This is a genomic window from Ectobacillus polymachus (genome assembly GCF_048159605.1).
Taxonomy (GTDB): domain Bacteria; phylum Bacillota; class Bacilli; order Bacillales; family Bacillaceae_G; genus Ectobacillus; species Ectobacillus polymachus.
Genome location: NZ_JBLREB010000002.1, coordinates 661,939 through 685,753 on the forward strand (window position 1 = coordinate 661,939; position 23,815 = coordinate 685,753).

22 protein-coding genes are annotated in these 23,815 nt (G+C 36.0%); 16 read left to right on the forward strand and 6 right to left on the reverse strand.

The genetic code is table 11. The annotated features are described in order from the left end of the window. Positions 1-43: 43 nt before the first annotated feature. The 11 genes from ACM5BR_RS13865 to ACM5BR_RS13915 all read left to right on the forward strand — a co-directional run bounded on the left by ACM5BR_RS13865 (position 44) and on the right by ACM5BR_RS13915 (position 14,107). Positions 44-1,510, forward strand: a complete 1,467-nt coding sequence (locus ACM5BR_RS13865) for a leucyl aminopeptidase (protein ID WP_416828546.1) — start codon at positions 44-46, stop codon at positions 1,508-1,510. A 384-nt stretch (positions 1,511-1,894) separates the two neighbouring features. Further along, positions 1,895-2,785 carry a UTP--glucose-1-phosphate uridylyltransferase GalU gene (gene galU / locus ACM5BR_RS13870; protein ID WP_416828547.1) on the forward strand — a complete coding sequence of 297 codons (891 nt, stop codon included), beginning with the start codon at positions 1,895-1,897 and terminating at the stop codon, positions 2,783-2,785. Positions 2,786-2,908: 123 nt separating this feature from the next. Continuing rightward, positions 2,909-3,910 (forward strand): glycosyltransferase family 2 protein, encoded by a 1,002-nt coding sequence (locus tag ACM5BR_RS13875; protein ID WP_416828548.1) that lies wholly within the window; start codon positions 2,909-2,911, stop codon positions 3,908-3,910. A 9-nt stretch (positions 3,911-3,919) separates the two neighbouring features. After that, positions 3,920-4,342: a GtrA family protein gene (locus tag ACM5BR_RS13880; RefSeq protein WP_416828549.1), complete on the forward strand. Its 423-nt coding sequence runs from the start codon at positions 3,920-3,922 to the stop codon at positions 4,340-4,342. A 264-nt stretch (positions 4,343-4,606) separates the two neighbouring features. Further along, a complete protein-coding gene (locus tag ACM5BR_RS13885; RefSeq protein WP_416828551.1) occupies positions 4,607-7,327 on the forward strand; it encodes a YfhO family protein in 2,721 nt (906 codons plus the stop codon). Positions 7,328-7,504: 177 nt separating this feature from the next. Next, entirely contained in the window at positions 7,505-10,048 is a 2,544-nt protein-coding gene (locus ACM5BR_RS13890; protein ID WP_416828552.1) for a YfhO family protein, read from the forward strand. Positions 10,049-10,339: 291 nt separating this feature from the next. Then, positions 10,340-10,696, forward strand: coding sequence for an EamA family transporter (locus ACM5BR_RS13895; RefSeq protein ID WP_416828553.1), 357 nt, complete (start codon positions 10,340-10,342; stop codon positions 10,694-10,696). Beyond that, on the forward strand, positions 10,689-11,027 hold the full coding sequence (locus ACM5BR_RS13900; protein ID WP_416828554.1) for an EamA family transporter: 339 nt from the start codon (positions 10,689-10,691) through the stop codon (positions 11,025-11,027). The genes ACM5BR_RS13895 and ACM5BR_RS13900 overlap by 8 nt, the downstream gene beginning before the upstream one ends. A gap of 39 nt (positions 11,028-11,066) precedes the next feature. Further along, positions 11,067-12,986, forward strand: coding sequence for a DUF2142 domain-containing protein (locus ACM5BR_RS13905; RefSeq protein WP_416828555.1), 1,920 nt, complete (start codon positions 11,067-11,069; stop codon positions 12,984-12,986). Between the two features lie 30 nt (positions 12,987-13,016). Continuing rightward, on the forward strand, positions 13,017-13,733 hold the full coding sequence (locus ACM5BR_RS13910; protein WP_416828556.1) for a glycosyltransferase family 2 protein: 717 nt from the start codon (positions 13,017-13,019) through the stop codon (positions 13,731-13,733). Then, the gene (locus ACM5BR_RS13915) at positions 13,730-14,107 is read left to right on the forward strand and encodes a DUF2304 domain-containing protein (RefSeq protein WP_416828558.1); all 378 of its coding nucleotides are present in this window, start codon (positions 13,730-13,732) and stop codon (positions 14,105-14,107) included. The genes ACM5BR_RS13910 and ACM5BR_RS13915 overlap by 4 nt, the downstream gene beginning before the upstream one ends. A gap of 107 nt (positions 14,108-14,214) precedes the next feature. On the opposite strand, the gene ACM5BR_RS13920 is transcribed toward ACM5BR_RS13915, so the two are convergent. Next, positions 14,215-15,285: a glycosyltransferase family 4 protein gene (locus tag ACM5BR_RS13920; protein WP_416828559.1), complete on the reverse strand. Its 1,071-nt coding sequence runs from the start codon at positions 15,283-15,285 to the stop codon at positions 14,215-14,217. An 81-nt stretch (positions 15,286-15,366) separates the two neighbouring features. Here ACM5BR_RS13920 and ACM5BR_RS13925 point away from each other — a divergent pair, with 81 nt between their 5' ends. After that, complete coding sequence (locus tag ACM5BR_RS13925) at positions 15,367-15,696, forward strand: hypothetical protein (RefSeq protein WP_416828561.1); 330 nt, start codon at positions 15,367-15,369, stop codon at positions 15,694-15,696. Here ACM5BR_RS13925 and ACM5BR_RS13930 read toward each other — a convergent pair. Further along, on the reverse strand, positions 15,693-16,277 hold the full coding sequence (locus tag ACM5BR_RS13930; protein ID WP_416828562.1) for a biotin transporter BioY: 585 nt from the start codon (positions 16,275-16,277) through the stop codon (positions 15,693-15,695). The genes ACM5BR_RS13925 and ACM5BR_RS13930 overlap by 4 nt on opposite strands. 249 nt (positions 16,278-16,526) lie before the next feature. Here ACM5BR_RS13930 and ACM5BR_RS13935 point away from each other — a divergent pair, with 249 nt between their 5' ends. Next, positions 16,527-16,907, forward strand: coding sequence for a hotdog fold thioesterase (locus tag ACM5BR_RS13935; RefSeq protein WP_416828564.1), 381 nt, complete (start codon positions 16,527-16,529; stop codon positions 16,905-16,907). 74 nt (positions 16,908-16,981) lie between these two features. Here the strand turns inward: ACM5BR_RS13935 and ACM5BR_RS13940 are convergent, their stop codons facing one another. Both ACM5BR_RS13940 and ACM5BR_RS13945 read right to left on the reverse strand, forming a co-directional pair. Beyond that, positions 16,982-18,358: a glycine--tRNA ligase gene (locus ACM5BR_RS13940; protein WP_416828565.1), complete on the reverse strand. Its 1,377-nt coding sequence runs from the start codon at positions 18,356-18,358 to the stop codon at positions 16,982-16,984. Positions 18,359-18,823: 465 nt separating this feature from the next. Then, the gene (locus ACM5BR_RS13945; RefSeq protein ID WP_416828566.1) at positions 18,824-19,510 is read right to left on the reverse strand and encodes a DNA alkylation repair protein; all 687 of its coding nucleotides are present in this window, start codon (positions 19,508-19,510) and stop codon (positions 18,824-18,826) included. A 247-nt stretch (positions 19,511-19,757) separates the two neighbouring features. On the opposite strand from ACM5BR_RS13945, the gene kapD reads away from it, so the two are divergent. After that, on the forward strand, positions 19,758-20,381 hold the full coding sequence (gene kapD / locus ACM5BR_RS13950) for a 3'-5' exonuclease KapD (RefSeq protein ID WP_416828567.1): 624 nt from the start codon (positions 19,758-19,760) through the stop codon (positions 20,379-20,381). Positions 20,382-20,566: 185 nt separating this feature from the next. Here the strand turns inward: kapD and kapB are convergent, their stop codons facing one another. Continuing rightward, the gene (gene kapB, locus ACM5BR_RS13955) at positions 20,567-20,950 is read right to left on the reverse strand and encodes a kinase-associated lipoprotein KapB (RefSeq protein ID WP_416828568.1); all 384 of its coding nucleotides are present in this window, start codon (positions 20,948-20,950) and stop codon (positions 20,567-20,569) included. Positions 20,951-21,338: 388 nt separating this feature from the next. Between kapB and ACM5BR_RS13960 the strand changes: the two genes are divergently transcribed. Both ACM5BR_RS13960 and ACM5BR_RS13965 read left to right on the forward strand, forming a co-directional pair. Continuing rightward, positions 21,339-21,869: a superoxide dismutase family protein gene (locus ACM5BR_RS13960; RefSeq protein ID WP_416828569.1), complete on the forward strand. Its 531-nt coding sequence runs from the start codon at positions 21,339-21,341 to the stop codon at positions 21,867-21,869. Between the two features lie 218 nt (positions 21,870-22,087). Further along, positions 22,088-22,360, forward strand: coding sequence for a DUF1871 family protein (locus ACM5BR_RS13965; RefSeq protein ID WP_416828570.1), 273 nt, complete (start codon positions 22,088-22,090; stop codon positions 22,358-22,360). 273 nt (positions 22,361-22,633) lie between these two features. Here the strand turns inward: ACM5BR_RS13965 and ACM5BR_RS13970 are convergent, their stop codons facing one another. Beyond that, the gene (locus ACM5BR_RS13970; RefSeq protein WP_416828571.1) at positions 22,634-23,476 is read right to left on the reverse strand and encodes an alpha/beta fold hydrolase; all 843 of its coding nucleotides are present in this window, start codon (positions 23,474-23,476) and stop codon (positions 22,634-22,636) included. Positions 23,477-23,815 lie beyond the last annotated feature (339 nt).

The window sequence follows — 23,815 nt, forward strand, 5'->3', positions numbered from 1 at the left end:
GAAGACTATAATGGAATCAAAAAAAGTATGGGGGGTACTGGATATGTTTGAGATAAAAGAAAAGCTGAGCAGTCACGATGCCATTGTTGTCGCACTATTTGAAGATGAACAATGCATATATATGAAAGAACTAGAATTAGAAGCACAAATCACTACGTTAGTAAAAGAAGGGGAGCTATCTCCAAAGCAAAAGAAAATTTCTGCTATACATATACTGCAAAATAATTGTATGCAACGATATTATTTTGTTGGACTTGGAAAAAAGGATTCTTATAGCTCGGACGTATTGAGAGGAGCACTAGGTAAGCTGTTTAAAATGTTGAAGGAAACAAGCCTATCAGATGTTGCTATTTTATTGGATTCATTCGTTGCAGATGATATACAACATCTAGATGTTGCTCATATGGTGGGAGAAACATTCTGTTTAGGAACATATGAATTACAAACGTATAAAACAGCTAAGAAAAAAGAAAAAACATTACAAACGATAGCTGTTGTCACCTCCTTCGATAAGGAAGAAACGAAGGCGGCTTTATCAGTGGGCTATATTCATGGCCGTGCAACGAATGAAGCACGTACGCTTGTGAATATGCCTCCTAATATGTTAACAGCAGAAGAACTGGCAAACTATGCAGTATCACTTGCTGAAAAATATGATATGGATTATAAAGTTTTGGATAAGGAAGAAATGGAAGAACTAGGAATGGGTGCCCTTCTAGCTGTAAATCGTGGTTCCGTAAATCCTCCTAAGATGATTGCTCTTCTATATAAAGGAAAAGAAGAATGGACGGACGTGATCGGTCTTGTCGGAAAAGGCATTACCTATGATACGGGTGGTTATTCCTTGAAGCCGCGAGAAAGTATGATTGGGATGAAAGGAGATATGGGAGGAGCTGCTGCTGTTTTGGGTGCGATGGAAATCATCGGAGAGCTTCGTCCAGAAAAAAATGTGATAGCGGTTATTCCGTCTACGGACAATATGATTAGTGCAGATGCCTTTAAGCCTGATGACGTTATTACGTCAATGAGCGGAAAGACGATTGAAGTGTTAAATACAGATGCAGAAGGTAGATTGGCTTTAGCAGATGGGATTACGTATGCAAAGAAGCTTGGTGCTACGCATCTTGTTGATATTGCGACTTTGACAGGTGGAGTTATTGTAGCACTTGGAAACCATACGACAGGTGCCATGACAAATAATCCAGCCTTTTATGAACAGGTTGTGGAAGCATCGTTAGAAACGGATGAACCAATTTGGCAGTTGCCAATATTTGAACGTGATAAGATGCGAGTACGAAATAGTAAATTTGCTGATTTAAATAATTCGCCTGGTCGTGATGGCCATGCCGTTATGGCAGGAACTTTTATAGGTGAATTTGCTGAGGATACTCCTTGGGTTCATCTTGATATTGCAGGTACATCTGAAACGAAAAGTAGTCATGATCTAGGCCCGGCTGGTGCAACAGGTGTTATGGTACGAACGCTTGCAACATTGATAGAGCGATTTTAACAAAAATAGATGTCCATTATCGGACATCTATTTTTTTATGCTTCTTGAAGTAGCCTGTACCTTCGAAGCAATCCTCTCAATCAAAATATTTGAGCCAAAATCAATGAAATAAATGTGAGAAAACGTTTGAAAATTGTTAAGAAAATCCTAGTATACCTTGACGGATAAAAAAGCAATCATGTAGAATTTGAAGGAAGCGTTTTTGCCATATGATTTATACCAAGAATTGTTAACGAAACTTAACAATTTTCTAAAGTCTATTAGTTGTATAATAGAATGGTATGTGTTTGTAACGAATATCACCTTCACTTGTAGTTTAAACTAATCTATAGCAATGTAAATTATTGAAGGATAAAATTGTATGTAGAGAAAGAGGTTATAGACATGAAAAAAGTAAAAAAAGCGATTATTCCAGCTGCTGGATTAGGAACTCGCTTTTTACCGGCAACCAAAGCGATGCCTAAAGAAATGTTGCCAATCGTAGATAAACCAACTATACAATATATAGTAGAAGAAGCAATTGAATCAGGTATTGAAGATATTATTATTGTTACAGGAAAAGGAAAGCGTGCAATTGAAGATCATTTCGATCACGCATTTGAACTAGAACAAAATTTATTAGAAAAGAAAAAATTTGAGTTGCTTGAAAAGGTACAGGCATCTTCTAATATGGTCGACATTCATTATATTCGTCAAAAAGAACCAAAGGGACTTGGTCACGCGGTTTGGTGTGCTCGTAAGTTTATTGGAAATGAACCGTTCGCTGTTCTCTTAGGTGATGATATTGTTCAGGCAGAAACTCCTTGCTTACGTCAATTAATCGATGAGTATGATAAAACTCTTTCTTCTGTAATTGGCGTGCAACAAGTGAATGATTCTGATACACATCGTTATGGAATCATTGACCCATTAGAAAAGGAAGGTCGCCGTTATCAAGTGAAACGCTTTGTAGAAAAGCCAGCACCAGGGACAGCTCCTTCTAATTTAGCAATTATGGGACGTTATGTTTTAAGTCCAGAAATTTTCATGTTTCTTGAAGAACAACAAATTGGAGCTGGCGGTGAAATCCAGCTAACGGATGCGATTCAACGTTTAAATGAAATCCAACGTGTATTTGCTTACGACTTTGAAGGGAAACGTTATGACGTAGGAGAAAAGCTTGGATTCATTCAAACTACGATTGAAATGGCACTTCAGCATGAAGAATTAAAAGATGATTTATTACGCATTATGAGTGAACTTGTTGATTCACAAACACCTTCAATTAAAGGGTAATGAATGAACGTAAAGTAGGCATAGGAAATTGGAGAAATTCAAGGCCTAATTTCCTATGTCTCCTATGTGCTTATAGAAAAAGAATGGGTTTTAGAAGAATAGAACAGGAAAGGAGCGTCTTCTTTGAAAACCATCACGATTTTAGTTCCAGCCTATAATGAGGAAGAAGTTTTAGATCAATTATATAATCGGGTAACTGGTGTAGTGAACGGAATTCCAGCATATAATTTTGAAATCTTGTTTGTAAATGACGGAAGTAAAGATAATACGCTAAATATTATTAAAGAATTTCGTTTAAGAGATGCGCGTATTTCGTATGTAGATTTAGCTCGTAACTTTGGTAAGGAAACGGCTATGATGGCTGGGTTAGACCATGCTAGTGGCGATGCCGTAATCATCATTGATGCAGACCTGCAGGATCCTCCAGAATTAATCCCAGAAATGATAAAATATTGGGAACAAGGCTATGATGATGTATATGCAAAGCGAAGATCAAGAGCTGGTGAATCATGGGCTAAGAAATGGACAGCTGCTAAGTTCTACAGCTTATTAAAACGTACAACCCGTATTCCTATCCAAGAGAATACTGGGGATTTCCGTCTGCTTGATCGCAGATGTGTAGAGGCATTAAAACAAATTCGTGAAACGCAACGATACACAAAAGGTATGTTTAGCTGGATTGGCTATAATAAGAAAGAAATATTGTTTGACCGCGATCCTCGTGCAGCAGGTGAAACAAAATGGAATTTCTTTAAGCTAATGGAGCTTGCGATTGAAGGAATTACTTCTTTTACAACATTCCCGCTTCGTATTGCTACTTATTTAGGATTTTCTGCGTCTCTTCTTGCTTTCCTATATATGGTTTGGATTATTATCAAAACGTTAGCTTTTGGAGAACATGTATCAGGCTATCCTTCCATGATGGCTGTTATTTTATTCTTTGGCGGTGTTCAATTAATTGCTCTAGGAATAATTGGAGAATATTTAGGACGTGTCTTTAATGAGACAAAGAATCGTCCACTTTACTTTGTAGATGAGTATAACGATCAAAAAGCTACAAACCTAAATGGTGGAATTCAACCACCATACGTGGTAAAAGATCAACGAGAAAAAGTTGGTAGATAGGAGAGTTACATGTTGAATAGAAGAAAAGAGGTTTTCAACTACTTACTTTTTGGTGGCTTGACGACTCTCGTTAACATTGTTACCTATTATTTGTTTGTAAAGTTTTTTCATGTAGACTATAAAGTAGCAACTACAATTGCATGGATTGTGTCTGTGCTATTTGCATATATTACAAATAAAAAATATGTTTTCAATAGTCAACACAGCTCTATGACGCAATTGTTTAAAGAATTTTTCTATTTTATGGGATTTCGTATTCTATCCTATTTTATCGACATTTTTTCCATGATTCTTTTTGTAGGAGTACTTCACGTAAATGATTTACTTTCAAAAATTATCGCAAATGTAGTTGTTGTTGTGTTCAATTACTTTGCAAGCAAGTATGTGATCTTTAAACATAAGACACAATTACGCGAAAAATCACACACATAATAAACATAGACAAGCTGGGCACCCCGCCTAGTTTTGTTTTTTATTTCTTTTCCTGTGTGGAGTTTATCCCGCTATTTATGGGTAGTAAGGGCAAGATGGGGAAACTGCTCGTAAATGTAAGGTTCGCGTGTGGGGCTAACCCTTAAGTAGGAGAATGAAAGTCTCTCTTACTTAAGAGAAGTTTCACTTTCATTTGAACACGAGGCTAAGGAGAGTCATGTATTAGCTGTTAACTACAATTTACAGATTTTATGGAGGAGTATAATGCAGCACTTATTGCAACTCTTTAAAAAGAACAAATATGTATTATATGGATCTGCGTTCTTGCTACCGTTTGCTATTTATGGAATTTTATTTATGCTGCTTGGGATAGCACCATTCGGTCCGAAATCCATACTTGTTACGGATATGCATACACAATACGTTCAGTTCTATACGTATCTTTACGATGTTATGCGAAATGGAAAGAGTATTTTCTACAGCTGGGAAGCAGGAATGGGACTTAACTTTTTTGGCGTGTTTGCATATTATTTAGCTAGCCCATTTTCCTTGTTGATCCTTTTATTTGATCGTAGCCATATTCCTGAGGCATTACTTCTTATCACATTGCTGAAGGTAGGATTAGCTGGAGTTACGATGGCTTATTTTCTCAGCAAGGTTACAAAATATCGTGACTTACCTATCATTTTCTTTTCAACTTTTTATGCGCTAATGTCATTTGTTACAGTATACTCATTTTGCGTGATGTGGCTTGATGGCATTTATTTACTTCCTCTTATTTTACTAGGGGTGGAAAATTTAGTTCAAAAAAATAAATTTCTCTTGTTAACATGCAGTTTGGCCCTTATGTTTATTTCGAATTTTTACATAGCTTATATGGTAGGAGTTTTCACGTTTCTTTACTTTGTTGCACGATTCGCAATTGTGCACGATATTCGCAATGTAAAGTTCGGTTTAAAGAAGCTAGGAATATTTATGCTAATTACAGCATTAGCAGTAGGTATTTCTGCAATTGTAACATTGCCGACTTACCTCGATTTAAAAAGCAACTTTGCAGAACGTGCGGCCTTGCCATGGACAATGGAATTTAATTTTGATTTATTAACTGTGTACGGTCGCTTCTTTAGTGGAGTAATTGATACAACTGTAAATGGATTGCCGAATTTATATTGTGGTGTATTAACGATTTTACTCGTTCCATTGTTTTTTATTACGAAAAAAATAACTAGAAAAGAAAAAATAGTATATGGAATTTTAGTATTGATCTTGCTTATATCTATGGAAATTCCTCTATTGAATATTGCTTGGCATGGATTTGAACCACCAACAAATTTTCCATATCGCTATTCATTTTTATTTTCTTTTTTACTTATATATATGGCATTTCGTGTATATTTAATATTTGATAAAGAGTTGCTTCCTGTTCTTCGTAAAGTTGTTATCTTTAACATTTTTATGATTTTATTTATTTCTAAAGTGGCGCATTATTACATGCCTTCAAATAAAATTCTTATTAATGTTGGGCTTATTTTGGCTTATACGTTGCTTCTTTACTGGAAGGCTATTCGCGCCGATAAGAAAACAATTGTTTCCTATTTATTGGTGGCAGTCGTTTCATTAGATGTTGGATTTAGTACGTTATATTCCATAAAGCTTATGGGTTTAGAGTATGGCTACATTCCTCGTGATACGTATGCAGTTGTTCATCCAAATTATGCGGAAACATTTGATTCTATTGCGAAGAAAGATACTGGTTTTTATCGTGTTGAAACGACGGAAGAAAGTACTTGGAATGACGCAATGCGATTTGATTATAAAGGAATTACCCATTTTAACTCCGTTGCAAATGGACATCTAAACTTATATATGCAGGATTTAGGATACGGATTTTTGGATGCTCTTATTTTACAAAATGGGAAAGGAATCGTAACGACAGATTCTCTATTTGGTGTGAAATATATGGTGTCTGACATTCCTCTAGATAAATATGGATTTGAGCAGATTAATCAAGTTGGTAATAATCGAGTGTATGAAAATAAAAATGCATTGCCGCTTGGTTATATGATGAATGGTACAAAGTTTGATACTGTTGGGAAAGACAAGCTTAAGATTCAAAAAGTAGATTATAATAATGCATTCGAATCACAAAATCAATTAATTGGACCTTTGGATGTTACAGGTACGGAAAATTACTTTAAACCACTTTCTCCTTTAAAAGAGGAATATATTAATTTAGATGTTTTACCTGCGTCTAGTACGAAAACAGTTGCAGCAAATGGAACAACTAGCACGAATACAACAACTGCTTCTGCTGCCACAAATACGGATACTATGTTGCCAAAGGATACTAAGCAATTATACTTGGCAAAGCAGCAACAGTATAAGCCTGCAAGTATTAAGTATGAATATGATGTGAAAGGACAGCAGCAGCTCTATATGCAACTGCGAACAGATCCGACAGATTTCACAAAAATATATGTAAACGGCAAGTCGCTTGGAGAAAAGTTTACACAATATCCTCAATATTATTGGAACAATGGGGTTTTAGATTTAGGCTTATTTAAGGATGAAAAGGTAGAAGTAGAAATTCAAGTTGATCGCAGTGCGATTGATGTAAATCAAAATCTAGTCTATGGACTTGATGTAAATTCGTTTCAAAATCGGATCGATCAGTTGAAGAGTCAATCCTTGCAAGTTACAAGTTATGATAGTCGTTCTGTTGCAGGTACCATTAACGTAAAACAACCAGGAACAATGTTTTTATCCATTCCATATGATAAGGGATGGAGTGTCATGGTTGATGGACAAAAAACCAAACCACTTAAATTAAATGATGCCTTTTTGGGTGTGAATCTTCCACAAGGGCAACACAATATACAATTGAAATATACTTCGCCTGGGTTTACGGTAGGAGCTATTATATCCTTATTTAGCGTAATCCTTACTGCAGGTGCAGGATGGTGGATGAAGAGGAAACGATTGTAAATATACGCTCCTCTTAAAGTAGACATTCTATTCAGATGCCTTCTTTAGGAGGATTTTTTATTTTCTGACATGTTTTGCTCTTTTATGAATAACAGAAGAATGTCAAGACAAACCGCATTCTATGTCTAGGCTTCACATTGATTTGTTTTGTCATTTACTATGTGAAGGGGGTTAAGAATGAAATATATAACGCATTTTAGAGTTTATCTGCTTAGCTTTTTTATACCTTTTACTATTTTACTATGCTCCTATTTTCTGTTCGGTGTATATCCAGCTGGTCATTATTCCGTTCTTATTAGTGACTTAAACACGCAATATATTCAATTTTATACTTATCTAAATCATGTCCTAACAGAGGGAAAAAGCTTACAATATTCATTTGAACTAGGCGGCGGAACCAATTTCTTCGGTACCTTTGCTTATTATTTAGCAAGCCCATTTTCTCTGCTTATATTTTTATTTCCGAAGCATCTTCCGGATACAATATTTTTAATCACGTTATTAAAGGTTGGATGTGCAGGTTTAACAGCTTCTATTTATTTTCATGTTCTAATGGGAAAGAAGCGCTTAGAAATTGTTTTGTTTTCGACGGCCTTTGCTTTAATGGGCTTTATTATGGATTATTCTTTTCATATTATGTGGCTGGACGGTATGATTTGGTTACCTATCATTTTCTTATCCATTGATCGGATTCTTCATGAGAGAAAGCTTGGATTGTTTATTATTGCACTTGCTGCTACATTTATGAGTAATTTCTATCTTTCTTACATGATCGGTATTCTTACGTTCCTATATTTTCTTATCCGTTTGTTTTCTATTTATCGCATCAATGAAATTACCAAGTGGCTGAAATACGTTGGAATGTTTGTAGTCGGTACTGCCGTTTCGGGAGCATTAGCTTCCTGGGTTATCCTCCCTGCCTATAAAGCATTAGGAAACAATCCATATAATGTACAGACATTGCACTTTAAGCTGGAATGGAAACTCAACATACTAGATTTTTATTGGAAGCTTCTATCAGGTGGATTTGATTCCAGTATATTTGGCGCACCTAATGTGTATGCGTCACTTCTTGTATTATTGCTATTTCCACTTTATGTGTGGATGAAGGAAATTCCTAAGCGAGAAAAGCTACTTGTAACCTTAGCCACTCTCTTTGTATTTGTTAGTTTTGGATTTCCCTTTTTTAATTTAATCTGGCATGGATTGAAATGGCCGAATGCTTATCCGTATCGCTATGCGTTCGCATTTTCGTTTCTTATTATTTTCATGGCTGCTCGTGCTTTTATGTATATGTCAAAGCAATATATCCGCCCACTATGGACTGTTTATGGTATCCATATCGTTTTGATTGGCCTGCTTTGGGTGAAAAGACCAGTGCTAAATAAAAAAATACTTCTGATAAATATTGCTTTATTAACAGTACTTGCGATTTTATTAACAATTCGCTGTATGTCAGTATCCTTTATGAAAGCAACATTGATTCTACTCGTTCTTGTAATGGTAGCAGATGTAGGTTTCAATACATATGCAACGATTCGATATTTAAATAAAGAAATGCAGTATACATCTCGAAATGAGTATGCGATGAAGACGGAAGTGGAACAAGCCTTTCAATATGTAAATAAGGATAATATACAGCAATATCAGGTAGCTTCGATGTTTTATCGAACATTAAATAATTCATTACAATATGACTATCCTTCTTTTCAAAATTTTAATTCAATGGCAAATGGTTCTTTTAATCGTTTCTTACATAATGTAGGATATTCGACATCTCCAGATTTTATTGTTGCAAATAATTCGGGAGATACATTGCTATTCGATGCAATTTTAAGAGTGGGGTATACCATTAATGATAGTAGTATTCACAAATATGGGTATGATACGCTACAAACATTTGACTATGTAACAGTATCGAAAAATAGATTATTGGTTCCGTTTGGGTATGCGGTAAAAGAATTAAATGATGATATAAACAAGGAACAGGATCCGTTTGCAATGCAGGAAATGCTAATAGGAAAAAATAAAGGTGACCTATTTCAAAATCTAACCCCGTTACTTGTTTCCTATGATAATCTGAAGCCTGCTTCCGAGCCAGGAAAGTACAATCGAATAAGTAAAAATAAACCTGCTTCTATAACCGTCCAAGTAACAGCACCCGCTGATATGCAAATATACGGCTATATTGGTGGATTAAACACTTCTACACAAGCTGAAGTAAATCATAATTACCATGTATATATTCCTTCTAAAAATGAACGGAGTATAACGGATTTTGGGTATATGACTGCTAATACTCCTGTAACGGTTTCATTGAAGGTAGACCAGGATACGTTATCACTAAATGATTTCGTTTTTCACGGTTTAGATGTTCATACATTTGAAAATACGGTAAAAGATTTACAACGAAATTCAATGAATATAGAAAATCGAAAAGGTACAACGATTCAAGGTACGATTCATGTAGATGATAACAGTCTATATGTATTTCCTATTCCATATGACACCGGTTGGACAGTACTTGTAGATGGAAAGAAAACACCGGTTGAATCCGTTGCGAAAGGTTTAATCGGAACGAAGCTGCAAAAGGGCGAGCATTCCATCGTGCTAACCTATCAATCTCCAGGATTACGAGATGGAATTATGATATCCATTTTTGGTGTGGTTATCTTTGCCGGATTGTTAGTTTGGCAGTATAGAAGGCAACGGAAAAAATAAAGGAAAACTTCTTTAAGTTCAAGGTGATGACGAGTGCATCTAGAGATCCACTGCTAGTTGTACTCGTTTTGTCGTGTTTGAAAGGAGTTTGTATAGTAGAATAGAGGTAATACATATATAAAGCGGAAGAAAACGCTTACTTTTTTATTTTTAAAATGTATTTACACCTATTATATAAATATGGCAAACTAGAGATTGTGACATAACGTTACATTGCCATATTTATTTTACTTTTTCGATACCATATAGACAGGGGTATCGTTCATTTTGTAAATGGAGTAACTGATAGAAATGAGTGAAACAAGAGTGAAATCATCGTTTACGAATTATCTGTATTTACATGCAACCTTTTTATTGTACTCTCTCATTATGCTATATATGAAATGGAGTTCTCATTTTTCTATTGCATCTATATTCTTTTATTTAGCATACGCAGTGCTTATTGGGTTATTGTTTGTATATGCTGTTATTTGGCAGCAAGTCATCGCCCATTTTGACATTTCCAAGGCCTATTCCCATAGAGGTGTTATTATTGTATGGACACTATTGTGGTCTGTGCTCTTTTTTCATGAAAGCATACATTGGAATCAAATTCTTGGAATCTGCATTATTATTTTCGGAATTGGTGTGGTGACACGTGATGAATAAATATGTCCTCCTATTTTTGTTTGGTGTACTTATAGCGAATTATTCACAAATATTATTAAAAAAAGCTACCTTACAGAAATATGATTCAAAGTTGAGAGAGTATGCGAATCGATATGTTATTGCAGGGTACATGCTTTTTACGATAAATGCAGGTATCAATATCATTGCAATGAAAGGAATGTCTGTTGCCTTAGTCTCTGTACTAGAATCATGTAGTTATATTATTATGCTTATATTTAGTAGATTGTTTCTAGGCGAGCCTATTACAAAACGAAAGGTACTTGGTAATATCATTATCGTTATAGGTATTATGGTTTATGTACTTTTGTAATAGAACGGGTCGACAGTCAGAAGGGGGATTTTAACAAATATGAAACGATTAGCAAAATCGTTTATTATGTTTTTGGTTATTACAACGATTATTTTTGTGTATGCCTCTGCAAGAGGAGATATTATGCATGCACAGGGAGGAAATGCAAAAAATACGAGAGAATTTGTTACTATTATGCCAGGAGATACTGTTTCACAGATATTGTATCCGAAACACACCAATGTAGAGGGGCTAACAATAGCATTTAATCCAGAAGTGAAGGATACAAATTTTACTGCTGATGTTGAAGTACGTTCTGCTAATGGTGTAGATCTTTTTCATATATCTTCTGCTCAGATGGATATTCTTGGACAGATGTCCTTACCACTTTCAAAGAATGTCCAAGGTAGTGAACAGAAGTTAGACCTTGTGATTTCTAATATTCATTATGATAGCAGGAAACCTGTATCTATTAAAACTGCCCAGCCGCTTGAGAATACGGTAATGACAATAAATAAGGAGACAAGCAAAAATGCAGCAGTAGTTGTGTCTTACACGCTATCATCCATTCCTTATTTGAAATGGTTTGTTTTGCTATTGTTAGCAGTTTGTGTGACTTGGTGTTTATCTTTTGCTGGATCAAATCTAATCCGTGAATATGCACTTATTGCTACACTATTTGGTCTGCTGTTTGCGATTTTTACTCCGATTTATCAATCTTCAGATGAATATGTACATTATTTGAAAAGCCAAGATGTAGCAGCTGGTCATTTTATAACACCGAAATATAATGGGTATGTTGGCTATTTCGTATCACCAAAAATCTTAGATACGGAAGTTGCCCCTGTTGAAAAGGATGAAAAATTTAATCCAGATGTGTATCATTTCATAAGCGGCAGTAGCGTAAAGCCTGATGATCTTTCTAAGCAAGTATTTACAAATCAACCTACAACAGCTGTATATACGTTTATTCCGTATATCCCGCAAGCTATTGGTATTAAAATAGCCATGCTATTCAATACGGATATATGGACTGCGAATATTTTCGGCCGCTTAGCAAATTTATTTACATTCGTATTGATGTCTACATATGCTCTGAAGCTTATGCCAATTATGAAACGAACGTTTATGTTTTTTATGCTTGGTCCAATTATTATGTTCCATGCAAGTAGTCTATCGGCAGACACCGTATTAATGGGATCTAGCTTTATGTTTTTCGCATTATTAATGAAGCTCTGGTTTGAAAAGGAAACGATGAGCAGAAAAGAGAAAATACTTCTGGGATTGTCTGGCTTCATCATGGTACTTTGCAAATTTACGTATTGGCCGCTAATATTACTTGTTTTACTTGCACCTTCTGCACGATTGGGAAGCAAAAAAGAATTTATTCGATTTTCTAGTATCTTCATTGGGATAACAACCCTTACAGTTGCTGCATGGAACTTATTTGTCATGAGTTATGTAGGAGATGCTGTTGCAGGCGGTAATGTATCTGCTAGCAAGCAGCTTTCATTTATGTTGAGTCATCCGGCTGAAACGCTGCATGTGTTTACGGTATCACTTGATCATGGATTAAGTGAATGGGTTCAAATGTACAATACGTTTGGTTTTCTCTCAACTCCATTAAAGGCAATTTTATATATATACCCGATAGTAATCGTATTGCTTGCTATTTTAGATCATCAAGATCGTCCGTTGCCTTTGCATAAATTTCAGGTTTGGGGATTACGTGTAAGTGTTATGGCGGTTACATTTTTAGTGATGCTAAGTTTATATTTAACTTGGACACCAGTTGGATATCAATATATTTACGGAGTTCAAGGAAGATATTTTATACCAATTATTCCTCCTTTGTTACTACTGATAAGACAACATTTTACATTACAAGTGGATAAGCCTTCTATACCGATTTTTGCATCACGTGCTGCCACCTTGTTTTTAGCCTATTCGTTCTTATTTTGGTTTGCAAAGATGTTTTAAATTCGTTAAAAGAGAGGGAAGGGATATCTGTTGGAGAAGAAAAAACTTATCATCATTCCAGCCTACAATGAATCTATGAACTTAATTCATGTTGTTAAAGATATAGAATGCTATGCAAAGGATTTTGATTATGTCATCATTAATGATTGTTCTAAGGATGATACGGAAGAAATTTGTAAGGAAAACGGTTTTAATTACGTGAATCTGCCAATTAATTTAGGAATCGGTGGAGCTATGCAAACGGGATACAAATATGCTAAAAAGTATGGCTATGATATGGCTGTGCAATTTGACGGAGATGGTCAACATGATGCATCGTATATAGATGTCCTGCTTCGAACGATGGAAGATAAGCAGGCTGACATGGTAATTGGTTCTCGGTTTATTACGAAGGAAGGCTTTCAATCCTCTTTTTCTAGAAGACTAGGTATTCGTTTTTTCGAGTTTCTTATCTATGCCATTACGAGAAAGCATATTACGGATGCGACCTCGGGATTTAGAATCGTGAATCAAAAAATAATCACTGATTTTTGTTCGTATTATCCGACAGATTATCCTGAGCCAGAAAGTATAGTATCGATTATACGAAATCAATATAAAATAGAAGAAGCACCAGTTATTATGAGAGAACGCCTCGGAGGCACTTCTTCTATCGTTAATCTAAAGGCTGTTTATTATATGATTAAGGTGACGCTTGCCATTGTCATTGACAAGCTAAAGCCAGCGAGAAAGGGTGCTTTGAAATGACGATTCGCCTTCAGGCACTGATTTTAATTGCAGTACTCATTATGTTTATTCAATTTATTAACTTACTGCGCAAAGAAAAGATGGAACTAAAATATGTGCTCGTTTGGTTTGCTGTATTAATAGGCATTGCGATTGTATGCTTGTTTCCAAGTATAATAGATTCGGTATCAAGCTTATTAGGAATTGAAACACCAATGAATTCTTTATTTTTCTTTGGCTTTATCTTTGTATCCTGTTTGTTATTTTCAATATCTGTGACAATTTCTAAGCTATCGGTCCGAGTGAAAGAATTGACGCAAAAGGTTGCCCTCTATCAGTTCGAAAATGACAGATTAAAGAAAACCTTGCAAGAGGGAAAGAACGAGGAAAAATAGAACATGTAGCAAAAAAAGTAGGCTCCTCTTCAGAGGAGCCTACTTTTTGTCTAGAAGTATAACATGTGAATGCTTCAAGATAGATAAGTCCGTATATGCTTGTCCATTTATTCGTTACAATCCGAATGATTATATACTTCAAACGTTTTATGAATCATATTGGCGAAGGTGAAGTGTTGTAAGTAATGGTTTCTACCTTGATTTGCTATGCGAGCATAAAGCTCCTCATTTTCGAGAAGCTCCTGAATTGCATGAGCTAACTCTTTATGATCTCCATATGGAACGAGTAGACCAGTTTCATTGTGTATGACTACCTCAGGTAGACCGCCAATTCTTGTTGCAATAACAGGTTTTTCCATTGCTAAAGATTCAATAGCAACATAGGAAAGCGACTCATTTTCTGATGGAATAACAATGATGTCGTTGTTTATATATTCTTCTACAACATTTTCGCAGAAGCCTTTAAAAGAAACACTGCCAGACAAACCTAAAGATATTGTTTCTTCTTCTAATGCCAGCTTTAATGGACCTTCTCCAATGATGTTGCAGTGCCACTGAAAAGATGGCCTAGCGTTTTGTAAGTTCCGTAATGCGTGTAATAAAAAATAATGTCCCTTTTCCTTGCTTAGTCGCCCGATTACTCCGATCTGTTTGACATTGTTTTGGAAAGTAGGTTTGGTAACGAGGGGGTCTTCAACACCATTGTAGATCACTTGAAGTTTATGACTAGTTGCCCCTTTCTCGAGGAGCCTGTTTTTCATAAACTGAGAAACACAAATGATTGTATCATTATTTTTTGTAAACAATTCATTTATATTTTTTAGAAAAAACGGCATCGGAACATCCACATGATAGGTCCAAATTACACGTACATTCGCTCCAAGTTTTTTGGCTAATATAGATATAAAGTTTTCTCTTAAAAATTGAGTATGAATAATGTCAATGTTTTCACGTAATACAATTTGACGAATTTTCCATGCAGCCTGTAAATCAAACGGATGACGCATTTTAACTTGATATATTGGAATATTCATTTGTTTAAATTTTTTTAAAAGGGGACCTGGAGTTGAATAGACAAATATGCAATGATCGCGCCCTACAGCTTCGATTAAATTCATTACATATTTTTCAGTTCCTCCATCTCCTATATAATTTAATATGTACATTATCTTTGTCATCTTTATTCCTTCCCTATAGAAAAAATACAGCTCGTCGTTGTTGTCATGCTTGTACTCTTATAGAGTCCGAAGAGGAGTCTATTGCATAATGATGGAATGTACAAAGCAGCTTTTCCAGAGCAAACGCCAAGCGTGAAAAAGAAGGTGACAATTACACAAATTGTTAGCGTTCTTTTAAGATTTTCTTATAAAAATAATCTTCATACAGTAAGTTCATCTTTCTCAAGAATAATTTATTTGGAGATAAAAAGCAACGTATGTTATGCAGTTGCTTGTTTGGAAAGTCCATGTAATCCATTTAAAGAAAGGATTATATCTATATGTATTATAAGCCATTATACGTGTGAGAGTTATGCTTTTTTGAGAGGAATAAGAAAAATATGCTCGCCAATTGGCGAGCATATTACTTAAGCAGTACGGGAATAAGATGTGTTCGTTACAACAGATTGGTAAATACGAGGAGCGATCACGGCACCGATAATAGTAAATACGAGATCTTTCACCATAAACCAAGTCATTGTTTTCCAAACGGCTGCATAGGTCAGTGGTAATGCTAGCCATGCCTTTGCTGCAAGATACATGTAATTCGTACCAATTAAGTAGATAAGAACAATTCCGACTAAAGAAGCGATTAGAAAGGTTGAAAACTGTGGGTCTTTTTTACTCTCAACGATTTTTCCGACTACATAGGCTACAACGATATAAGCAAGAATGAATCCGCCTGATAATTTAAAAAGAGTGCCGATGCCTCCGGAAAAATTTGCAAATACAGGTGCTCCTGCGATTCCAACTAACATGTAAACAATCATTGAAGTAGCACCTAAACGGCTACCTAATAATAAGCCTGCTAGAATTGCAAAAAATGGTTGCATAGAGAGTGGAATCCCTCCTACTTGAAGAAACGGAGCCCAAGAAGTAATATTTGCTCCAATTGCCATAAGAGCAACGAACATGGCAGCAAGTGTCATGTCAAGTGTACGAAACTTACGCATATTATGTTAACCTCCAAATAATAAAAGTTAACAATATCGTACAAATATAAAGTTAACTTGTCAACAGGAAAATTGTAATCGCTATCTTTGTAAATATATTAGCTCTAATGCTAATATATTTAAGGGCTTACTACCCTAAAAAGAAGTTTCACTTTATCCCATATGTGTAGAAGGAAAGTATGTGGCATAAGAGAATTAATAAATAAAAGAGTTTATTCTAGTAATAAATAGAAAAGGGGAGAAGCGATAGTGGAGCAAACATTAATGGAAGCGTTAGGTATTAAGATTACGAAGCTTGCAGAGGACCTTGTTGAAGCGACGATGCCAGTGAATGAGAGTACTCATCAGCCTTTTGGGTATTTACATGGAGGAGCGTCAGTGGCATTGGCGGAAACGGTAGCAAGTATGGGAACTTATCATGCTATTGATCAGGAAAATGAGATATGCTTCGGTTTGGAAATAAATGCGAATCATCTTCGTTCAAAGCGTGACGGAATCGTTACAGCTATTGCAATTCCTCTACATAAGGGAAAAACGACCATGGTATGGGATATTAAAATTATGGATGAAGACAATGCCTTAGTATGTATATCACGTTGTACAGTAGCTATTAAACCCAAACGCTTATGATAATTTGAAATGATATCAATATGAAAGCAGATGGAGAAAAGAGGAAATCCTATTACAGATTTCCTCTTGTTTTTTTAAAATTCAATTTTGCTTTCTAAGAATGCTCGTAATTCGCTAATTGGCATGCGAACTTGTTCCATTGTATCACGATCACGAACAGTTACTTGGTGATCTTCGAGTGAATCAAAGTCAAATGTAATGCAATAAGGTGTTCCAATTTCGTCTTGACGACGATAGCGTTTCCCAATTGATCCTGTTTCATCGTAATCGATCATGAAATGCTTGGAAAGCTCAGCATATACTTCTCCTGCACCTTCAGCTAATTTCTTAGATAATGGAAGAATCGCTGCCTTGAACGGAGCCAATGCAGGATGGAAGTGAAGCACAGTACGCGTTTCATTTTCCAATTGTTCTTCTTCATAGGCATCACATAAAAAGGCTAAGGTTACACGGTCTGCACCAAGAGAAGGCTCAATACAATATGGTACAAAGCGTTCATTTGTTTGTGGATCGATATAGTTAAAGTCTTCATTTGAATGTTCCATATGACGTTTTAAGTCAAAATCTGTACGACTAGCAACACCCCATAGTTCACCCCATCCGAATGGGAATTGGAATTCAATGTCTGTCGTGGCATTGCTGTAGTGAGACAATTCTTCTTCGCCATGATCGCGAAGACGGATACTTGTTTCCTTTAATGCGAGAGAAAGCAACCAGTTTTTGCAATATTCACGCCAGAAGGAGAACCATTCTAAATCTTCACCAGGCTTACAGAAAAATTCAAGCTCCATTTGTTCGAATTCTCTCGTACGGAACGTAAAGTTACCAGGTGTAATTTCATTACGAAAGCTCTTACCAATTTGTCCGATACCAAATGGTAATTTCTTTCTCATCGAGCGTTGTACATTCTTAAAGTTAACAAAAATTCCTTGTGCAGTTTCTGGACGAAGAAAAATTTCGCTTGTGCTTGTTTGCGTAACGCCTTGATGGGTTTTAAACATAAGATTAAATTGACGGATTTCTGTGAAATCATCACTGCCGCATTCGGTACATTTAATTTCATGCTCTTTAATCAAATCCTTCATTTGATCAAAGGATAGACCATCTACAACCATTTCAATGCCTTTTGCTTCTAATGCGTTTTCGATAAGTTTGTCAGCGCGATGACGTGCTTTACAATGCTTACAATCGATCATTGGATCGTTAAAGTTGCCAACGTGACCAGATGCAACCCAAGTTTGTGGATTCATTAAAATCGCTGCATCTAAGCCTACATTGTACGGAGACTCTTGTATGAACTTTTTCCACCATGCTTTTTTTACATTGTTTTTCAATTCTACGCCAAGCGGACCATAATCCCAAGTGTTTGCTAAACCACCATAAATTTCAGAGCCAGGAAACACAAAACCACGATGCTTTGCTAAATTTACGATTTGTTCCATAGAAGACATATTCTTTCCTCCCTAAGTTTTAAAATAAATTCATAAAGAATGATAAAAAATGGGTGAGCCGAGTTTCACTTTTCTAGTGTCCAGCTACACCGGCTAGCTCCATCCGGCCAGAGAACCTTTGCCCTTAAAAGGCAAAAAGCGCCTTTTTGGTCAAAGAACCTCTGTCCTGCGGAGCTGAGCGAGCCGGTTCTGCTTTTCTAAATAAAAAACGCTCGTCTCTAGGCATATAGCCTAGGGACGAGCGTTATACTCGCGGTTCCACCCTAGTTGACATACATATTGTATGTCCCCTTGTAGCATGTATAGCTCAGGATTGCCGTTTCCTTGCTTTCTAGGCTTTCACCGTCCCTAGATCGCTTTGTTTGCAAGTACTTATGTATCCTTCATTGCAACAGTATAAAATTAGATGAGGCTATTCTAACATGTTCTGAAAAAATACACAAGACGAGGACAACAATGAAGATTTTAAAGAGTTCCATCTATTTGTACGATGTGTTTTAATGCTTCCCGTTTACTTAAAGGAGCAAGGGAATGTGTTTTAACAAATTGCAAAACAGAAGCCTCATTTGTTTTTGCATATTCACGAAGTGCCCAACCGATTGCTTTTTGAATGAAAAATTCTTTCTGATCTGTAAGCTTTTCTATAATCGAAAAAAGTAGAGTTTCATTGGTTTTCTCTTTATATTTTAATTGAAATAAAATACATGTTCGTTGTAACCAAATATTTTCTGAATGCATCCACTCGTGAATGAAGGATTCAATTAAATCAGGATGTGCAGAAAATATTGGGCCTATAAGGCGAGAGGCTATATAGTCCACCGTATCCCACCACGAGTTTGTTATGATCATTTCTTCAAGTAACGGTAAAAAGGAAGAGTCCAGACACTTTTTATTTTTTTCCAATATATCAAGGGCTATGTAAGTAAATTCTCGTTCAGGCAATCCCCAGAGGGAACGTATGATAATGGGAAGTTCCGCTGCTAAGGGCTTAGGCCTAGTTGATAAAAACGACTTTAGAAGCTCTTTTCGTTCAGGTGCTCTGACTCCAAGAAACGGAAATTGGTTTTTCATATAGCGTTTCATATATTCGGCATTTTCTGTATTGCGGTAAGGATCGTAATGAAGCTGCAGAGCTTGTACGAATGGATGCATAATGCTTACTCCTTTATTCTAATTTTTAATTATTATACATGAACTTTATTACAGCTACATAAAAAAACAGTGATTCGGTTAGGGTTCATCTACAAACATAAATTCATTTTTAAGAATTGCATTTTATAAAAATATTTAATTATTTTTTCTCATATATATAAAATACATAACTGTCGGAAAAACGTCTCAGACCACATACATTTGTTCGTAAGTTGATGTGTGGAATGAAGCATAAGGAAGGGATCGAATGAATGAACATAACTATTTATTTATAGACTTTGAGTTTACGATGCCGGAAAATAAACGAAAACCGTCTGGGTTTTATCCTGAAATTATTGAAGTCGGATTAGTCGCAGTAGTAGACAGTGAGATTGCAGATACATTTTCTAGCTTTATTAAGCCTGAAAAATTTTCTATATTAACGGAGCGCTGCAAGAAATTTTTAAATATTAAGCAAGAAGATATTGAAGAAGGTATACCGTTTTCGCAGTTTGTAGATACGTTACGGGGTTATGAGCAGGGGGAGTCTAGTACTGTGATTACATGGGGGAATATGGATATGAAGGTATTAAAGAATAATTGTGAAGTAGCAGGGGTTTTGTATCCATTTAAAGGAAAACATCGTGATTTATCCCTCGAATACAAGCATTTCTTCGGTGATCGTAATCAAACGGGACTTAGGAAGGCCATCGAAGCCTATGGAAAGAAAGGAACGGGGAAGCATCACCGAGCTCTTGATGACGCATTAACAACGTATAGTATTTTTCAACTGGTAGAGAAGGATAAAGAATATTTAGTAAAGCCTGCCCCTACTACTATTGGAGAGTTAGTTGATCTATCGAAGCTACTAAAAAAGGCAAGAGCACAATAAAGGCCAAATTAACAGGGAATTGATAATCTGGCCTTGTTTTTTATCCCGCTTTAACGGGCAGTAAGCCCCCCTTCAAGGCTTAGAGAGCTCGAAGAAGGCTAAGTGGGGGACAACTGCCCGTAAAAGTCCGAATGGGGCGGGCTAACCCTCGGTGAGAGAAAACCCCCACCGAGGGAAGTTTCACTTTATAACTTATAATCATTTTTTAAATTGTATAAGTTTTCAAGGCAGCGCTCTGCCCATTCAGTATGTTCTTTTTGCAATGTTTCTATTTGCTCTGAAATTGCCTGCTGCAAGGATTCTTTATAGGTTGGAACGGTATGTTCATAACGCTTTACCATTTGTTTTGGAACAAAGGCTTGCTCTTGATAAGAAAGTGCACGGCGTTCATGAAAAAAAGGGACATTCACCTGCTTTACGTGATGCAGATCTCCTTGGATTGGATGCTTTCGTACTGCAAGAACCTTAAGTAAGTATTGACCTTGACGTATGTCCGTTATTTCTCCAATATATTTCCCTGTTTTATAAATGCCAGTGACAATATCTCCGATTTGCAATGTGTCTTCCATATGTATGCCTCCTTTTTATTTATCGTACAAAGTTGAATAGGGTTAGGTCAACTTTATCGTATAGTTTTCTTGGGATTTCTAATATAATGGAAATAAAAGGATGGTGATGTCATGATTCCCGATCTTTATTTTCCTCAAGATAAAACTGAGTATATTCCTGCTGTTTTGTTGTGCTTACTGTTTTGCTTAGCAGCATTCATAACTGTACGAATTTTTATAATGATTTCAAAAAAAGAAATGAGGACGTTTACAAGAATTGAAGAGAAGATCATGCTACAGAGCGAGAAAAAAAAGGAGGGAAAATAACGCATCGTTTTATTTTTTCTTTGTATGTTTCTCCCTTATCCGGTAAACATAATGAAAAACGGATATGCTGGAGGAACATCATATGAAAATGAAGTATGCTTTTGTCGCTTTATCTATTATCATTGCTGGTGGCTGTGATAAAGGTCAGCCAAAGCAAGTGGAACTAAAGCTATATAATTCTACCGGTGATGAAATGGGAACAGCCAAAATGTCAGAACAACCGAATGGGGTAGAAATAAAATTAAAAGTAAAAGGGGTTTCACCAGGGCCACACGGTTTACACGTGCATGAAATTGGACAATGTGAAGGACCCTTGTTTAGTTCAGCTGGAAACCATTTTAATCCAGATCAGAAGGAGCATGGTTTATTAAATGAAAAAGGTCCAGAGAATGGGGATTTACCGAATGTAACTGCGACGAGTGCGGGTGAAATTAATTCAAAAATTGTAGCGACTAACATTTCCTTTCTGGAAGGAAAGAAGACATTACGGCGTAAAAGTGGAACGTCTCTCATCATTACAGAAAGTCCTGATGATGGTATGACACAGCCAGCAGGAAATTCTGGAAAGCGAATTATATGCGGCGTTATTACTGAAAAAGTAAAAGAATCTTAGGGAGATAATTTTAATTACATATTCATCGTTTTTTCTTCACTTGCATGATTATGAGGGGTACAATTAATAATAAGACAATGTGTTACATTTCTATTCGTTTGAATGGAATATGACGATGCACGAAACTATTCTATACTCCAATTATGACACAGTTTGTAAAAACGAATCATAATTTCTCATAGCATAAGAAACAGAATAAGAAAGATAGGAGGAATACGATGAGCGGTGGTGTGTATGCAAAGCTTGTTGAAGTTGTAAAAGAATGGGACCCGTTTCAATTTGGACCTGAATTTTATGAAACAGAAGCAAGTGACATTGTACAGATTGTGACAAAGTTTGATGATATTGATTACATAGCAACGAAAATTCAACGTATTTATTTTTTATCGTTTGAGGAAAAAATCGCCATAGAAAGATGCAAGCAGCTGGCACAAAAGCTCGTTGAATTAAAAAATTCACTCTCACATAGCTGTAAGATTTATCATAAATAATAATGATGACTTTTATTTAGATGTATCTTCCATTCTAGTGTTTTTCGTTTTTGTCTTTTTAAGAAATTCTCCCCGTTTTTCTGTGAGTTCTGTTGATCCTCTCTTCTCATTTTCTCTATATAAAACCTTCCCCTTATAGTAGACAGTATTAGCTTTTAACTGTCTACTATAAAGGGAATCGTGTTAAGAGAACCCTCTGTCTTAAAAGGAAAAGCTCATTTTCAGCCAGAGAACCTCTGTCCTGCGGAGCAAAAGCGAGCCGGTTACGCTTTTCTACATCTCAACAAAGTGTAAGATATTTTCGTAAATATGTTCTGGCTTTTCCTCTGGTAGTAAATGCCCAGCTTTTTCGTAAGAGATGAAGGTTGAGTTTTCTAAATCGTTATGCAGTCTTTTTCCAATGGAGATTGGGACGACTCGGTCTTCTTCTCCCCAAATAAGAAGAGTTGGCGTTTGGATTTTTCGTAATTCGTGTGTCGGTAAATCTCCTTCTCGGTCACGAATCATTCGCGTTAATGCTTGGAAGATACGATCATCATAAAATGGTGCGGCATATCCATGCATCATTTCCTCATCGATTAGCTGGGTATCATGAACAACATTTAACAGATTACGTAGCACGCCTCTTCGTATGAACCAATTTTTCATATATAAATAAAAGAACGGCATGTATGACGAATAGATCAATGGTAAAGAGGAACGAGAAAGGTAGCCTGAACTACATAGAAGTACAGAGTGACTTATTAGGTCTGGACGTATGCGGTTTACGTAAAGTGAAATTTGTCCTCCCATTGAATGGCCAACTAATATGATGTTGCAAAGCTGTAAATCCTCAATAAGAGATATAACAAGATTCGCTAAATTTTTGTAGGAATAGGTGAATGTAGTGGATTTTTCACTTTTTCCGAAAGGTGGAAGGTCTAGAGCGATAACCGTCCCTTTTTTAACTAGGAGCGGGATGAGTCTACGATAGCTAAAGGTAGACGAAAGAAAACCGTGAACGAGAATGAATGTGGGTTGCGATGTATCCGGATTATAGTTGTATAACTCATAGTGAACAGTTATCCCTTTAATGGAATAAGAGGAGTGGTGTGAAAGAGAAATCTCTGCTGTCATGGTTATCACCTCATTGTTTTTTTGTTACTATCATCCCCATCCTATTTTTGTTCTATGCTCATTTCATGTTTTGTAAAATATCCTGTTACTATATATAGGATTTTTTTTATATAATGAATAGGCTGGCTATTTTTTGTTATAGTTATTGCGATGCTATAATATCTTTTATAAGCTGTAGAGCCAAAATGCAGAAGTGTTATAACCATGATCAGCAGGCTCTATGTAAAGGGATCTGTCTGAGGCGTAGAGCTTTGTTTAAAAATTGAAGTAATCTCCTTTATATTTATCAACGGTAATTTCTAAGTAAAGGTTTTCATAATAGCTGTACGTTTTATAAGA

What these genes read in the sequence shown, in the direction of transcription:
- ACM5BR_RS13940 (WP_416828565.1), bottom strand. Translation starts at nt 18,358, where the DNA reads ATGTCTTCTATGGAACAAATCGTAAATTTAGCAAAGCATCGTGGTTTT.
- ACM5BR_RS13960 (WP_416828569.1), top strand. Translation starts at nt 21,339, where the DNA reads ATGAAAATGAAGTATGCTTTTGTCGCTTTATCTATTATCATTGCTGGT.
- ACM5BR_RS13920 (WP_416828559.1), bottom strand. Translation starts at nt 15,285, where the DNA reads ATGACAAAGATAATGTACATATTAAATTATATAGGAGATGGAGGAACT.
- ACM5BR_RS13885 (WP_416828551.1), top strand. Translation starts at nt 4,607, where the DNA reads ATGCAGCACTTATTGCAACTCTTTAAAAAGAACAAATATGTATTATAT.
- ACM5BR_RS13865 (WP_416828546.1), top strand. Translation starts at nt 44, where the DNA reads ATGTTTGAGATAAAAGAAAAGCTGAGCAGTCACGATGCCATTGTTGTC.
- ACM5BR_RS13900 (WP_416828554.1), top strand. Translation starts at nt 10,689, where the DNA reads ATGAATAAATATGTCCTCCTATTTTTGTTTGGTGTACTTATAGCGAAT.
- ACM5BR_RS13930 (WP_416828562.1), bottom strand. Translation starts at nt 16,277, where the DNA reads ATGCGTAAGTTTCGTACACTTGACATGACACTTGCTGCCATGTTCGTT.
- kapB (WP_416828568.1), bottom strand. Translation starts at nt 20,950, where the DNA reads ATGGAAGACACATTGCAAATCGGAGATATTGTCACTGGCATTTATAAA.
- ACM5BR_RS13945 (WP_416828566.1), bottom strand. Translation starts at nt 19,510, where the DNA reads ATGCATCCATTCGTACAAGCTCTGCAGCTTCATTACGATCCTTACCGC.
- ACM5BR_RS13895 (WP_416828553.1), top strand. Translation starts at nt 10,340, where the DNA reads ATGAGTGAAACAAGAGTGAAATCATCGTTTACGAATTATCTGTATTTA.
- ACM5BR_RS13915 (WP_416828558.1), top strand. Translation starts at nt 13,730, where the DNA reads ATGACGATTCGCCTTCAGGCACTGATTTTAATTGCAGTACTCATTATG.
- ACM5BR_RS13890 (WP_416828552.1), top strand. Translation starts at nt 7,505, where the DNA reads ATGAAATATATAACGCATTTTAGAGTTTATCTGCTTAGCTTTTTTATA.
- ACM5BR_RS13880 (WP_416828549.1), top strand. Translation starts at nt 3,920, where the DNA reads ATGTTGAATAGAAGAAAAGAGGTTTTCAACTACTTACTTTTTGGTGGC.
- ACM5BR_RS13970 (WP_416828571.1), bottom strand. Translation starts at nt 23,476, where the DNA reads ATGACAGCAGAGATTTCTCTTTCACACCACTCCTCTTATTCCATTAAA.
- galU (WP_416828547.1), top strand. Translation starts at nt 1,895, where the DNA reads ATGAAAAAAGTAAAAAAAGCGATTATTCCAGCTGCTGGATTAGGAACT.
- ACM5BR_RS13905 (WP_416828555.1), top strand. Translation starts at nt 11,067, where the DNA reads ATGAAACGATTAGCAAAATCGTTTATTATGTTTTTGGTTATTACAACG.
- ACM5BR_RS13965 (WP_416828570.1), top strand. Translation starts at nt 22,088, where the DNA reads ATGAGCGGTGGTGTGTATGCAAAGCTTGTTGAAGTTGTAAAAGAATGG.
- kapD (WP_416828567.1), top strand. Translation starts at nt 19,758, where the DNA reads ATGAATGAACATAACTATTTATTTATAGACTTTGAGTTTACGATGCCG.